The organism is Micromonospora sp. R77 (assembly GCF_022747945.1).
In the GTDB taxonomy this organism is placed as follows: Bacteria; Actinomycetota; Actinomycetes; order Mycobacteriales; family Micromonosporaceae; genus Micromonospora.
On record NZ_JALDST010000001.1, the window covers coordinates 5430606 to 5444739 of the forward strand.

At 75.2% G+C, this 14134-nt stretch carries 10 protein-coding genes and 1 pseudogene; 10 read left to right on the top strand and 1 reads right to left on the bottom strand.

Annotated elements, in window-relative coordinates:
- Window positions 1-89: 89 nt before the first annotated feature.
- The 7 genes and pseudogenes from MRQ36_RS25150 (at window position 90) to MRQ36_RS25170 (ending at window position 8909) form a co-directional block, all read left to right on the top strand.
- Window positions 90-3719 (top strand): amino acid adenylation domain-containing protein, encoded by a 3630-nt coding sequence (locus MRQ36_RS25150; RefSeq protein ID WP_308194913.1) that lies wholly within the window; start codon window positions 90-92, stop codon window positions 3717-3719.
- Window positions 3614-4396, top strand: a pseudogene (locus tag MRQ36_RS34680) (AMP-binding protein); the annotation flags it as partial. The gene MRQ36_RS25150 and the pseudogene MRQ36_RS34680, both read left to right, overlap by 106 nt.
- Entirely contained in the window at window positions 4376-6274 is a 1899-nt protein-coding gene (locus MRQ36_RS25155; protein WP_374251194.1) for a condensation domain-containing protein, read from the top strand. The pseudogene MRQ36_RS34680 and the gene MRQ36_RS25155, both read left to right, overlap by 21 nt.
- Window positions 6267-6761, top strand: a complete 495-nt coding sequence (locus MRQ36_RS25160) for a thioesterase II family protein (RefSeq protein WP_278187600.1) — start codon at window positions 6267-6269, stop codon at window positions 6759-6761. The genes MRQ36_RS25155 and MRQ36_RS25160 overlap by 8 nt, the downstream gene beginning before the upstream one ends.
- A 5-nt stretch (window positions 6762-6766) precedes the next feature.
- Complete coding sequence (locus MRQ36_RS33520) at window positions 6767-7009, top strand: thioesterase domain-containing protein (RefSeq protein ID WP_308194914.1); 243 nt, start codon at window positions 6767-6769, stop codon at window positions 7007-7009.
- A gap of 2 nt (window positions 7010-7011) precedes the next feature.
- On the top strand, window positions 7012-7221 hold the full coding sequence (locus MRQ36_RS25165; protein ID WP_374250718.1) for an MbtH family protein: 210 nt from the start codon (window positions 7012-7014) through the stop codon (window positions 7219-7221).
- Window positions 7218-8909, top strand: a complete 1692-nt coding sequence (locus MRQ36_RS25170; RefSeq protein ID WP_242799224.1) for a fatty acyl-AMP ligase — start codon at window positions 7218-7220, stop codon at window positions 8907-8909. The genes MRQ36_RS25165 and MRQ36_RS25170 overlap by 4 nt, the downstream gene beginning before the upstream one ends.
- Before the next feature lie 52 nt (window positions 8910-8961).
- Here MRQ36_RS25170 and MRQ36_RS25175 read toward each other — a convergent pair whose 3' ends face one another.
- Window positions 8962-9912, bottom strand: a complete 951-nt coding sequence (locus MRQ36_RS25175; protein ID WP_242799225.1) for a hypothetical protein — start codon at window positions 9910-9912, stop codon at window positions 8962-8964.
- Between the two features lie 372 nt (window positions 9913-10284).
- On the opposite strand from MRQ36_RS25175, the gene MRQ36_RS25180 reads away from it, so the two are divergent.
- From MRQ36_RS25180 to MRQ36_RS25190, 3 genes are read left to right on the top strand one after another with little or no spacing between them, the layout of a single operon-like run.
- Window positions 10285-12561 carry an FAD-dependent oxidoreductase gene (locus MRQ36_RS25180; protein WP_242799226.1) on the top strand — a complete coding sequence of 759 codons (2277 nt, stop codon included), beginning with the start codon at window positions 10285-10287 and terminating at the stop codon, window positions 12559-12561.
- Entirely contained in the window at window positions 12558-12875 is a 318-nt protein-coding gene (locus MRQ36_RS25185) for a putative quinol monooxygenase (RefSeq protein ID WP_242799227.1), read from the top strand. The genes MRQ36_RS25180 and MRQ36_RS25185 overlap by 4 nt, the downstream gene beginning before the upstream one ends.
- Window positions 12872-14098 carry a cytochrome P450 gene (locus tag MRQ36_RS25190; RefSeq protein ID WP_242799228.1) on the top strand — a complete coding sequence of 409 codons (1227 nt, stop codon included), beginning with the start codon at window positions 12872-12874 and terminating at the stop codon, window positions 14096-14098. The genes MRQ36_RS25185 and MRQ36_RS25190 overlap by 4 nt, the downstream gene beginning before the upstream one ends.
- Window positions 14099-14134: the final 36 nt, after the last annotated feature.

Below are 14134 nucleotides of genomic sequence, written 5' to 3' on the forward strand. Positions count from 1 at the left end.
GTCGCCCGCGGCGAGCGGGTCGGCGCCGACGGCGCGACCGTCACCGACCTGATCGTGCGGCAGGCCGCCGCCACCCCGACGCGGTCGCGGTGGTCGCCGGTACGGCCCGACTCAGCTACCGCGAGCTGGTCGCCCGGGCCGACCGGCTCGCCGCCCGGCTGCACGCCGCCGGTGCCCGGCCCGGCACTCCGGTCGGCATCCTGCTCGACCGGGACGTGCGGCTGCCGGTCGCGGTGCTCGCCACCTGGCGGGCCGGGACCGGGTTCGTCGCCCTCGACCGGACCGCCCCGCCGGCCCGCCGCGCCGCGATCCTCGCCGACGCGGGCGTCCGGCTCGTGGTGAGCGCCGGCCCGGCCGCCGCTGAACTGGCCGGGCTGCCGGTCGACGTCGTGGACCCGGACGTGCCGGCGGACGGTCCCGGCTTCGCGTCGGTGGGCACCCCGGACGACCTCGCCTACGTCATCTACACCTCCGGCAGCACCGGTACGCCCAAGGGCGTGCTGGTCGGCCACCGGGGCCTCGCCGCCATCGCGGCGGGCTGGCGGTCGGCGTACCGGCTGGACCGGGTCGAGGCCGTGCTGCAGATGGCCAACTTCGGCTTCGACGTCTTCGTCGGTGACCTGGTACGCGCCCTGACCAGCGGCGCGAAGCTGGTGCTCTGCCCGCGCGAGGCGCTGCTCGCCCCGGCCGAGCTGCTCGCCCTGATCCGCGCCGAGGGCATCGACTGCGCCGAGTTCGTGCCGGTGGTCGCCACCGCGCTGGCCCGGCACGTCCGCGCGGTCGGCGAGGACCTCGGCCAGCTGCGCCTGATGATCGTCGGCTCGGACCGGATCAGCACCGCCGAGCTGGCCGAGCTGCACACGGTGCTGGCCGGCGGCGAGCTGGTCAACTCGTACGGGGTGACCGAGGCGACCATCGACTCCACCTGGCAGCCGTACCGGCCGGGGGCCGGCGCCGGGTCGCTGATCGGCCGGCCGTACCCGAACTGCGTGGTCCACCTGCTCGACGACGCGCTGCGTCCGGTGCCCCCGGGCACCCCGGGCAGCCTCCACGTCGGCGGGCCTGGTGTCGCGCTCGGCTACCTGGGTCAGCCGGCCCGCACCGCCGAGGCGTTCGTGCCCGACCCGTACGGCCCGCCGGGCGCGCGGCTATACCGGACCGGGGACCGGGCCCGGCACCGGGTGATCGACGGCGAGCTGGTGATCGAGCTGCTCGGGCGGGTCGACAGCCAGGTGAAGGTGCGCGGCTACCGGGTCGAGCCGGCCGAGGTCGAGGCCGCCGTCCGGGCGGTGACCGGCGCGGCGGACGTGGCCGTGCTGGACACCGTGGACCAGGCCGGCGAGGTACGCCTCGTCGCCTACGTCGCCACCGCCGCCGCCCCCGACGGGTGGCGCGCCGAGCTGCGCCGACACCTGCCGCACTACCTCGTACCGGACGGGTTCGTGCCGGTGGAGGCGCTGCCGCTGACCGGGAACGGCAAGGTGGACACGGCCGCGCTGCGCGCGCTGCCCGTCCCGGCCGCGACCACGAGCGGCTACCTGGCGCCGCGCGACGAGGCGGAGGCGCAGCTCGCCGAGCTGTGGGCCGAGGTGCTCGGCGTGCCGGCGGTCGGGGTCGAGGACGACTTCTTCGCGTTGGGCGGGCACTCCCTGGTGGCGGCGCGGCTGGTCGCCCGGGTGCGCGCGGCCACCGGCCGGGAGCTGCCCGTGCGGGTGCTGTTCGAGCAGCCGACGGTGGCCCAGGTCGCGCGGTTCCTGGCCGGCGGGTCGGCGTCGGGCCGGTCCCGGGTGGTCCCGGTGCCGCGCACCGGCGACCTGGTCGGGGTGTCGCCCGCGCAGCGCCGGCTGTGGTTCCTGAGCCGGTTGTCGGGACGGTCGGGGGTCTACAACATCCCGATGCTGCTGCGGGTGGCGGGAGAGGTGGACCCGGCGGCGCTGCGGGCCGCCTTCGGTGACGTGCTGGGCCGGCACGAGGCGCTGCGGACGCTGCTGGTGGACTCGGACGGGACGGTGGTCGGCCGGGTGGTCGACCCGGGCGCGGCGGTGCTGGACCTCCGGGTGGCACCGGAGGGGATGGACGCCGACGACTGGCTGACCGCGCTGGTGGGGGAGGGGTTCGACCTGGCGGTGGAGCTGCCGCTGCGGGTGGGGCTGGCCCGGGAGGGGGACTGCTGGCTGGTGGCGGTGGTGGTGCATCACGTGGCGGGGGACGCGTGGTCGATGGCGCCGCTGGCCCGGGACGTGTCGGTGGCGTACGCGGCCCGGCTGGCCGGTGTCGCGCCGGCCTGGTCGCCGCTGCCGGTGCGGTACGCGGACTTCGTCGCCTGGCAGGAGACGCTGCTGACGGAGGTCGCGGCCGAGCAGGAGACGTTCTGGCGGTCCGGCCTGGCGGACGCGCCGGCCGAGCTGGTGCTGCCGTTCGACCGGCCCCGTCCGGCGGTGCCGACGCAGCGTGGCGCGGCGGTCGGGTTCACGGTGGACGCCGGGGTGCACCGGCGGGTGACGGAGGTCGCGCGGGCGGGTCGGGCCAGTGTGTTCATGGTGGTGCAGGCGGTCTTCGCGGCGGTGTTGTCGGCGTGGGGTGCCGGTGACGACGTGCTGCTGGGTACGCCGGTGGCCGGTCGCCCCGACGAGGCGTTGGAGGACCTGGTCGGGTTCTTCGTGAACACGGTGGTGCTGCGTACCGACCTGTCGGGTGACCCGTCGCTGACCGAGTTGGTGGGGCGGGTGCGGGACGTCGACCTGGCCGCCTACGACCACCAGGACCTCCCCTTCGACCAGCTCGTCGAGATCCTCAACCCGGTCCGGGTGCCCGGCCGGCACCCCGTCTTTCAGGTGATGATCTCGGTGCAGGACCGGGGACAGGTCGCCGTCGAGCTGGCCGGCCACACCGTCACCGAGCAGCCGCTGCCGGTGACGACCGCGAAGTTCGACCTGAACCTCCAGCTCCACGAGCGCTACCACCCCGACGGGTCGGCCGCCGGCATCCACGCCAGCCTGGAGTACGCCACCGACCTGTTCGACCACGACACCGTGGCCGCCCTCGCCGACCGGATCAGCGCGCTGCTGGCCACCGCCACCGCCACGCCGGACGCGCCGCTGTCCCGGCACGACCTGCGCCTCCCCGCCGAACGCGAGGCGATGCGCGGCTGGGTCGGTGACGTCCGGGCGCTGCCCGCCGCCACCCTGCCGGAGCTGATCGCCGCGCAGGTCGCCCGTACGCCGGACGCCACCGCGATCGCCGCCGGCCCGGACACCTGGACGTACGCCGAACTCGACGGCTGGTCGCGGGCCCTCGCCGCGCGCCTGGCCGACCGGGGTGCCGGGCCGGGCGTCGTGGTCGGCGTGCTGGTCCCGCGCACCCCGGCGCAGGTGGCCGCGGTGCTGGCGGTCACCCGCACCGGCGCCGCGTTCCTGCCGCTGGACCCGGACCACCCGGCCGCGCACGTCGAACGGTTGCTCGACCGGGCCGGCGCCCGGCTGGTCGCCACCACGGCGCAGCTCGCCCCGACACTGCCCGCGCACGTCGCCGCGGTGCCCGTCGAGCCGCCCGCCGACCTGCCCACGCCGCCGCCACCGCCGCCGACCGGCCGCCGGCCGCCGACGACGCCGCGTACGTCATGTTCACCTCCGGCTCGACGGGTGAGCCGAAGGGCGTCGTGGTGCCGCACGCCGGGGTGGTCAACACGGTCTGCTGGTGGCAGTCGGTGGCGGCGCTGACCGGCGCGGACCGGGTGCTGTTCAACACGCCGCTCACCTTCGACCCGTCGCTGCTGGAACTCTTCGGCACCCTCGCCCACGGGGCGACCCTGGTGATCGGTGACCCGGACGGGCACCGGGACCCGGCCGGGCTGGCCCGGCTGCTCGCTGCGGCGGGCGTCACCGTCGCCAAGTTCGTGCCGACCGTCCTGCGCGAGCTGCTCGCCGAGCCGCAGCTGCCCGGGGCGACGACGCTGCGCCTGCTGTTCTGCGGCGGCGAACCGCTCCCCGCCGACCTGGCCGCCACCTGCCACGCCACCCTCGGCGTACCGCTGCACAACCTCTACGGCCCCACCGAGGCCGCCATCGAGACCGCGTCCGGCCCGGCCGACCCGGCCGGCGACCCGGCGGTCGTGCCGCTCGGCCGGCCGATCTGGAACACCGGGGTGTACGTCCTCGACCGGCACCTGCGACCGGTGCCTCCCGGCACCCCCGGCGAGCTGTACGTGTCCGGCCCCGGCGTGGCCCGCGGCTACCTGGGCGCGCCCGGCCCCACCGCCGCCGCGTTCCTGCCCGACCCGTACGCCGGTCCCGGGGCCCGGATGTATGCCACCGGTGACCTGGTCCGCTGGGACGCCGACGGGCGGCTGCACTACCTGCGCCGCCGCGACGACCAGCTGAAGGTCCGGGGGGTCCGGGTCGAACCCGGCGAGGTCGAGGCGGCGCTGCGGGCGCTGCCGGGGCTCACCGACGCGGCGGCCGTGGTCCGCGACGACCAGCTCGTGGCGTACGTGACCGGGGCCGACGCGCGGAACCTGCCCGCGGTGCGGCGTCGGCTGCGCGACCGGCTGCCCGCGGCCCTGGTGCCGAGCCAGCTCGTCGCCCTGCCCGAGCTGCCCCGGCTGCCCAACGGGAAGACCGACCGGCGGGCGCTGACCGACCGGCCGCTGGCGCGGCCCACCGCGTCGGCCTACGTGGCACCCCGGACCGCGCTGGAGGAACAGCTGGTGGGCCTCTGGGGCGAGGCGCTGGGACGGACCGGCATCGGCGTGACGGACGACTTCTTCGCCCTCGGCGGGCACTCCCTGGTGGCGGCGCGGCTGGTCGCCCGGGTGCGCGCGGAGACCGGCCTCGAGCTGCCGGTCCGGGTGCTGTTCGAGCGCCCGTCCGTGGCCGAGGTGGCGCACTACCTGGGCTCCGCCGCCGTGGGTGGCGGGCACCCGGTGGTGGCCGTGCCACGTACCGACGACGTGGTGGGTCTGTCGCCCGCGCAGCGCCGGTTGTGGTTCCTGACCCGGTTGTCCGGGGTGTCGGGGGTCTACAACATCCCGATGGTGCTGCGGGTGACCGGCGAGGTCGACGTGGCGGCGCTGCGCGCGGCGGTCACCGACGTGGTGGGCCGCCACGAGGTGCTGCGGACGGTGGTCGCCGAGAGCGGTGGCGTGCCGGTGGGCAAGGTGCTGCCGACCGCCGACCTGACCGTCGACTTCCGGGTGGCGCCGGAGGGCGTGGCCGCCGACGACTGGGTGGCCGGCCTGGTGGGGGACGGGTTCGAGCTGGGCGCCCAGCTCCCGATCCGGGTGGGACTGGCCCGGGACGGGGACTCCTGGCTGCTCGCGGTGGTGGTGCACCACGTGGCGGGGGACGCGTGGTCGATGGCGCCGCTGGCCCGGGACGTGTCGGTGGCGTACGCGGCCCGGCTGGCCGGTGCCGCGCCGGGGTGGTCGCCGTTGCCGGTGCAGTACGCGGACTTCGTGGCCTGGCAGGAGGGTCACCTGAAGCGGGTGTCCGGGATCCAGGAGGCGTTCTGGCGCCGCGCGTTGGCGGGTGCGCCGGCCGAGCTGGTGCTGCCGTTCGACCGGCCCCGTCCGGCGGTGCCGACGCAGCGTGGTGCGGCGGTCGGGTTCACCGTGGACGCGGGGGTGCACCGGCGGGTGACGGAGGTGGCGCGGGCGGGTCGGGCCAGTGTGTTCATGGTGGTGCAGGCGGTCTTCGCGGCGGTGTTGTCGGCCTGGGGTGCCGGTGACGACGTGCTGCTGGGTACGCCGGTGGCCGGTCGTCCGGACGAGGTGCTGGAGGACCTGGTCGGGTTCTTCGTGAACACGGTGGTGCTGCGTACCGACCTGTCGGGTGACCCGTCGCTGACCGAGCTGGTGGGGCGGGTGCGGGACGTCGACCTGGCCGCCTACGACCACCAGGACCTCCCGTTCGAGGACGTGGTACGGGTGGTCAACCCGCCCCGCGCGCTGAACCGCCACCCGGTCTTCCAGGTCATGATCGTCGCGCAGGACCGCGAGGAGATCGAGGTCGAGCTGCCCGGACTGGTGCTCACCGAGCAGCCGCACACCTCCACCACCGCCAAGTTCGACCTCAACCTGCACCTGCGCGAGCGCTACCACCCCGACGGGGCGGCCGCCGGCGTCCACGCCAGCCTGGAGTACGCCACCGACCTGTTCGACCACGACACCGTGACCGCCCTCGCCGACCGGATCACCGCGCTGCTGGCCGCCGCCACCGCCGCGCCCGACACGCCCCTGCGGGGCGTCCTCGCCGCAGTGGCCGCCGCCCATGCCTGAGCCGACCCGGTCGTACCTGCCGATCCGGGGCGGGGCGGTGCTGCCCCGGCTGCGGCTGTTCTGCTTCCCGCACGCCGGTGGCGCGGCGTCGGCGTACCGCCGGTGGCTGCGCGACGTGCCCGACGGCGTGGAGATCCTGCCGGTGCAGCTGCCCGGCCGGGAGAACCGCAGCACGGAGACCCCGCACACCGACCTCACCACCCTGGTCGGCGAGCTCGCCGACGCGCTCGCCGCCCACCTGTGCGTGCCGTACGCGCTGGTGGGCAACAGCCTCGGCGCGCTGGTCGCCACCGAACTGGCCCGGGAGCTGGCCCGGCGCGGCTTCCCCGGGCCGGCGCACCTGGTGGTGGCGGCCGCCCCGCCGGCCCGCCGCCGTGACCTGGCGCCGGTCGCCGGGCTGCCCGACGCCGCGCTGCTCGCCGCGGTGCACCGCCGGCACGGCGGCATCCCGCCGAGCTCGCCGCCGACCCGGCGTTCGTCGCGCTGATCGCCGTGCCGCTGCGGGCCGACATGACCATCGTCGAGACCTGCCGGCCCACCGCCGGGCCGCTGCTCGACTGCCCGGTGACCGCGTTCGTCGGGGACCGCGACACCACCGTGGACCTCGCCGACGCCCACGGCTGGCGGGCCGTCTCCACCGGCCCGTTCACCGCGCAGCAGCTCACCGGCGACCACTTCGCCCTGCTGGACCACCGCGACCGCGTCCTCGCGGCCGTACTCACCACGAGAGGATGACCATGTCGGACGAGCTTCGCTACAAGGTCGTGCGCAACCACGAGGAGCAGTACTCGATCTGGCCGGACGGGCGGGAGAACCCGGCCGGCTGGACCGATGCCGGCGTGTCCGGCACGAAGACCGAGTGCCTCGACCACATCGCCACGGTCTGGACCGACATGCGGCCCCGCAGCCTGCGGGAGCGGCACGAGCAGGCCGGCGTGACGGCGTGACCGGGGCGCCCACCGACGCCGCGGCGATGCTCCGCGACGCGGCACGGACCCGGCCCGACACCCGGGCGCTGATCGTCCTGGACCGGGCCGGCGACGAGGTCGAGTCCGTCACGTACGCCGAACTGGAGACCCGGGTCCGGGCCGCCGCGGCCGGTCTCGCCGCGCGGACCGTGCCCGGGAGTCGGGCGCTGCTGGTCCACCCCACCGGGGTCGACTTCGTCGTCGGCTTCTTCGCCTGCGCCTACGCCGGCCTGATCGGGGTGCCGGTGCCCTATCCGCACGCCGCCACCGGCGGGGTGGAGCGGCTCGCCGGCATCGCCAAGGACGCCGACCCCGCGCTGATCCTGACCGACGCCGACTTCGCCGCGCAGCGGTACGACCTGCCGGGCGAGGTCACCGTGCTCGACCCGGCCGCCACCGCACCGGCGCACTGGCAACCCGTGCCGGTCGACCCGGACACCCCGCTGTTCCTCCAGTACACCTCCGGCTCGACCAGCGCGCCGAAGGGCGCGGTGATCACCCACGGCAACGTCGTCGCGAACTTCACCGAGGTGGCCGACGTCCTCGACGCCGACCGGGTCGACTTCACCGTGGTCAGCTGGCTCCCGCTCTATCACGACATGGGCCTCGGCCAGGTGCTCAGCGCGATCCGGTCGGCGGGCACCGCGGTGCTCATCCCGCCCGCGGCGTTCCTGATGCGGCCGGCGGTCTGGCCCGAGGCGGTCAGCCGCTACCGCGGCTACGTCAGCAGCGCGCCGAACTTCGCCTACGACCTCTGCGCCGCGCGCACCCCCGCCGCGACGATCGCCGGGCTCGACCTGTCCGGCTGGCGGTGGCTGCTCAACGGCGCCGAACCGGTGCGCCACGACACGTTCACCCGGTTCGCCGCGGCGTTCGCCCCGGCCGGGTTCTCCCCGGACGGCTTCATGCCGTCGTACGGCCTCGCCGAGGGGACGCTCTACGTGAGCGGCCGGCGGGCCCCGGGACCGCTGCGCCACGTCGACCTCGACGCCGAGGCGTTGGAGCGCGGCACGCTCACACCGGCCGGTGCCGGCCCCGCCCGGCGGATCGTGTCCTGCGGAGCGCCGGCGCGGAACCTGGCCGTCGTGATCGCCGATCCGCAGACCGGTGCCGTCCTCGGCGCCGACGCGATCGGCGAGATCTGCGTCGCCGGGCCGAGCGTCGCGCACGGCTACTGGCAGCAGCCGGAGGCCACCGCCGCCCGGTTCGGTCACCGCGTCGCCGGCTCCACGCATGACCACCTGCGCACCGGCGACCTGGGCTTCTTCCGGGACGGCGAGCTCTACGTGCTGGGCCGCGCCGACGACCTGATCATCGTCGACGGTCGGAACATCTTCCCGCAGGACGTGGAGCGGACGGTGGACGCCTGCCATCCCGACCTGGCCCCGGGCCGCTCGGCGGCGTTCGGCCTGGACCGGTCCGGCGAGACGGTGCTGGGCATCGCGGTGGAGACCGCCCGGGGTGCGGCATCCGGCGGGGAGCTGGACCAGCAGACCCGCGCCGAACTGGTGGCCGCGGTGCGTCGGCGCGTCGTCGAGGAGCACCAGGTCCCGGTGGGCGCGGTGATCCTGCTGCGGCCGGGCGGGCTGCCCCGCACGACCAGCGGGAAGGTGCAGCGCCGGCCCACCCGGGCCCGCTACCTGGACGGGACCCTCAAGACCTGGTGACCCCGCGACCGCGCCCCGGGATCCTCCGCCCGGGGCGCGGTCCGCTGCGGCGTCAGTTGTACGGCATCGTCGGGAACCAGCCGACGCCGAAGTGCGCCGGCACGCGTAGGTCCCAGTAGACGACGGTGAACACACCGAGGGCGACCAGCAGGGCGCCGGTGACCACGGCGGCGCGGCGCGGTTCGGCCATCCAGCGCAGGAACCGGCCCCGGCTGACGAGGACCACCAGCGCGAACAGCACCGACACCACGAGGATGTTGCCCAGCGACTGCAGCACGAACGCCAGCGCGCCGTAGGCCGGGTTGCCGGTGTCCACCGCCCAGTGGAACAGCTTGTTGAACAGCGGGTAGGGGCGGCCGATCAGGAAGCCGCCGACCAGCGCGCCGAGCAGCACCACCCGCCGGGCCGGGCGGGCCGCGAAGACGTCCGGCAGCAACCCCAGCGCCGCCAGCCCGAGGTACGCCAGGACCAGCCCGATGAGGCCGAAGACCACCGAGGACTGGACCAGCCGTACCGGCACGTCGCCGACGGTGTCGGTGGACAGCTGCGGCAGCCGGTCACCGAGCAGCACCCCGAGCGCGCCGTAGCCGGCCGACACCGGCAGCATGCCCAGCGCCAGCAGCCCGACCGCCCGCAGCAGCGGACGCAGGGTCGCCGCGCTCCGCTCGACCCGGGACGCCCCGGCCTGGCTCATCGGCCCCAACGACGCCACCATCGCGATGTTGCAGGCGGTGAAGGTGCCGGCGAAGCCCGAGACGAAGGCGAACAGCAGCCCGGCGGCCGTACCGGTGATCGCGGTCGCCTTCGCGTCGTGACCGAGCAGGCTGTCGGCGACCGTGTCGCCGATGACCGAGTCGACCAGCTCGAACGACCAGAGCACGGCGAGCAGGATCCCGGCCGCCGCGCTGATCAGCGCGGTCCGTCCCGGCCTGGCCGGTCGGGTCGGGTCGGGCACCGGCGCCGCCGGTCGGACGGCGGGTTCGGGGTGGCTCTGTAGCGTCATGTCGCCGCACCTCCAGGTGATGTGGGGGAGCCGTATCCGGACGGCCGCGCGGGGTGGGCCGGCCCCGGCTCGCCGAGAGCGCCGATGGGCACGGCGAACGGTGCGCGGGCCGTGTCGAGCATGTCGGGCCGCCGGCCCGGGCCGCGTCTTCCGGCGTGCGGAGTCCTTCTTCGCGCGTGCGCAGTTGCGGGCCCCGGCGGGTGAGCCGCCCTCCGGCGTGCCGGACGCGTCGCGGCAGGCGGCCCGTCCCCACGGCGTCACCACCCGTGGACTCCACCCCGGTCACCGGTGACGGTCCGGAGACGCCCGGCCGGACAGGGTCGTACGGCGACGTCGTCGCGGTTCGGGCGACCGGCCGGCAGAGGAGCTTTCATGATCAGGACGATGCGGCGGTTCCGCGCGCGCCCGGGTGCCGAACCCGCCGTGGAACGGGCGTGGCAGGCAACCGCCGGACGGCTCGGCGGGCTGCCCGGCAACGTCGGCCGGGACCTGCTGCGTGACGCCCAGGACCCGCGCTCCTTCGTCATGGTCACCGAGTGGACCGACGAGTCCGCGCTGCGCGGCTACGAGCGCGGCCCGGTCGCCGCGGCGCTGGCCGACACACTCGGACCGCTGACCGAGCCGTCCGGGGCGGACGGCGTGCTGGTCATGCGGGACAGCCCCGGCAGCGGGTCGACGATCTTCGTGGACGTCGCGCTCACCGTGCCGGCCGACCGGCGCGCCGAGTTCGACCGGGGCTATCCCGAGGTCACCGCTCGGATGGCCCGGGTGCCGGGCTACCTGCGCGAGGACCTGCTGCGGGAGCCCGACTCGGACGTCTTCCACATCTTCGCCGAGTGGCGCGGCGAGGCGGAGTTCTTCCGCTGGATCCGTGACCCGGCCCACGCGCGGGAGGAGGCCGGACCGATCGCGCCGTTCCTCCTCGAGATCCGGCGTCGCCTCTTCCACCGCGTGGACCACCCCGACAGCAGCCGAGAACCGAGCAGCGGCAAGGAGAGCGACGTGCAGACCACAACGGACGTACTCATCGTCGGCGCGGGACCCACCGGGTTGACCACGGCCGTCGAGCTGGCCCGGCGCGGCATCGACTGCCGGCTGGTCGAGAAGCGGGCCACCCCGCCCGGGCAGGCCGACAAGGCGATCGGCGTGCACTGCCGCACCATGGAGATCTGGGAGCGCCAGGGCATCGTGCGGCAGGCCATGGACGCCGGCATCTGGCTGACCGGCAACATGGTCTTCGTCAACGGGCACGAGACCCACCGGATGAGCTGGGAGCTGCCCGAACTGCCCTACGCCCACCTCGGCCTGCCGCAGTACGAGACCGAGCGCCTGCTCACCGACCGGCTGGCCACCCTCGGCGTACGCCCGCAGCGCGGGGCCGAGCTGGTCGGGTTCACCCAGGACGACGACGGCGTGACGGCCACCCTCGCCACCGCCGCCGGCCCCGAGACGGTACGCGCCAGATACCTGGTCGGCTGCGACGGCGCGCACAGCCGGGTCCGCGAGCTGCTCGGGTTGACGTTCTCCGGCGGACTGGGCCGGTTCCCGCAGCTGTTCATGCTCGGCGACGTCGACGTGGACTGGGACATGCCGGCGGGGCACCTGCTGCGGTTCATGCACGAAACCGACGGCCGGATGGACGGCATGCTGGTCTGCGTCCCGCTGCGCGGCGAGTCGCGGTACCGGATCGCGACCCTGGCGCCGCCCCGGTTCTTCGCCCAGACGGGCGGCCAGGACGCCCCGCCCGGGTTCAGTGAGGAGCTGGCCGAGCCCAGCCTGGACGACGTCCAGGCGGCGGTCGACCGGCTGGCCCCGCCCGGCACCCGGGTGTCGAACCTGCGCTGGTCGTCGGTGTTCCGGATCAGCCACGGCATCGTCGACCGGTACGGCGAGGGTCGGGTGTTCGTGGCCGGCGACGCGGCGCACCTGCACCCCCCGGCGGGCGGCCAGGGCATGAACACCGGCATCCAGGACGCCTGGAACCTGGCGTGGAAGCTGGCGCTGGCGGTCCGGGGGGTCGCCGCCCCCGGCCTGCTGGACAGCTACGAGACCGAACGTCGCCCGGAGGGCGAGGAGATCGTCGGGCGGGCCGTGCGGATGGCATTCACCGACGAACTCGACCGCGACGACCTGAAGCGGCAGTTCCTGCAGGAGATGTCGATGCTGCTCAGCTATGCCGACAGCCCGCTGGTCGGCGAGTCGCTCTCCGCACCGGACGCGCTGCGGGCCGGCCCTGGTCCCGGTGACCGCGCGCCCGACGTCGGTGGCCTGCGCCGGCGCGGGGTCCGTCACCCGCTGCGGCTGCCCGACCTGACCGCCGGCACCGGGCACACCCTGCTGATCTACGCGGACGGCTCGGCCGACGCCGCCGCCCTGGCCTCGATCGGGACCCTCTGCGCCGATGTGCGCCGGTGGACGGCCGGGCAGATCGACGTGTACCTGCTGCTCGACCCGGCCGCGCCGGAGCCCGCGCTGTTCGACCCGCCGGTGGTCCGGGACGCGGACGGCGAGTTCCGGGCCGCGTACGGGGTGACCGGCAGCGCGCTGTACCTGATCCGCCCGGACGGGCACGTCGGGTTCCGCAGCCGACCGATCGACGCCGACGCGCTGGGCAAGAACCTCCAGCTGGTGTTCGGCGGTGCGCGATGACGGTCCGGACCGTGCTGGCGATGCGGACCCGCCCCGGCTGCGAGGCGCGTTTCGAGGCGGAGTGGCTGTCGGCGGCCGAGAAGATCCGCACCCTGGACGGCTGCCTGCACCAGGACCTGGTCCGGGACGCCGACGACCCGCGCAGCTATCTGATCATCAGCGACTGGGCGGACCGCGACCGGCTGGACGCGTTCGGCCGCAGCGAGCACCGGGACCAGCTGCTGCGCGTGGTGCGGGAGCTGCGCGAGTCGGCGCAGCGGCACACCTACCAGGTGCTGCACAGCGTACGGGGCGAGCGGGAGGACGCACGATGACCGAGCAGGCCGTACCGGCGTCGGAGCTCTACACCGACGAGTTCGCCGCCGACCCCTATCCGACCTTCGCCCGGCTGCGGGACGACGCCCCGGTGTGCCCGGTCAGCTCGCCGCGGTTCGACTCCTATCTGATCACCCGGATGGAGGACGCCCGGGCGGCGCTGACCGATCCCCGGCTCTCCAAGGACCTCTACGGGCCGGGCCAGCACTACCTGCGGATCTTCGGGCCGAACTCGGAGGGCCTGAACCGGAACATGCTCAACTCCGACCCGCCGGAGCACACCCGGCTGCGCCGGATCGTGTCCCAGGCGTTCGCGCCGCGCCGGATCGAGGCGCTGCGGCCCCGGGTGGCGCAGATCGTGGACGACCTGCTCGACAAGATCGTCCCGCAGGGGCAGGCCGAACTGATGCGCGACTTCGCCATCCCGCTGCCGATGCGGGTCATCGGCGAGCTGCTCGGGATCCCGGTGGCCGACCACGACGAGGTCCTCGACTGGACCCAGGTGATCCGGACGTCCGGGTCGTCCGGCCGCCCTCCGGCCGAGGACCGGGCGGCGGTGCAGGAGGCCCAGTTACGGCTGCACCACTACTTCGTCGACCTGGTCCGGGCCAAGCGGGCGCAGCCCGCCGACGACCTGATCAGCGCCCTGATCGTCGCCTCCGACCAGGACGGGCGGCTCTCCGGGGCGGAGCTGGTCACCACCTCGTTCCTGCTGCTCTTCGCCGGGCACCAGACCACCGCGGACTTCATCGGCAACGCGGTGGTGGCCCTGCTGACCCATCCCGACCAGCTGGACCTGCTGCGCACCCGGCCGGAACTGCTCCCGTCGGCGATCGAGGAACTGCTGCGGTTCGACGGCCCGCTGCCGGTGGCCAGCCCGCGGATCGCCACCGAGGACGTCGACTACCAGGGCGTCCGCATCCCGCGCGGGTCGATCGTCGGGGTGGTGATCAACGCGGCGAACCACGACCCGGCGCACTTCGCCGAGCCGGACCGGCTGGACCTGTGCCGGGAGCGCGGCCCGCACCTCGGTTTCGGCTACGGCGTCCACTACTGCCTGGGGGTCTCGCTGGCCCGGATGGAGGCCCAGCTCGGCATCGGGGCGCTGCTGCGCCGGCTGCCGGGGCTGCGGCTCGGGACGCCGGTCGCGCAGCTGCGCCGACTGCCGGCCGCGTCGCCGTTCCGGGGCCTGCTGGAGCTTCCGGTCCGGTTCACCGCCTGACCCGCCCGACTTACCACCGAGCACGACCCACTCACC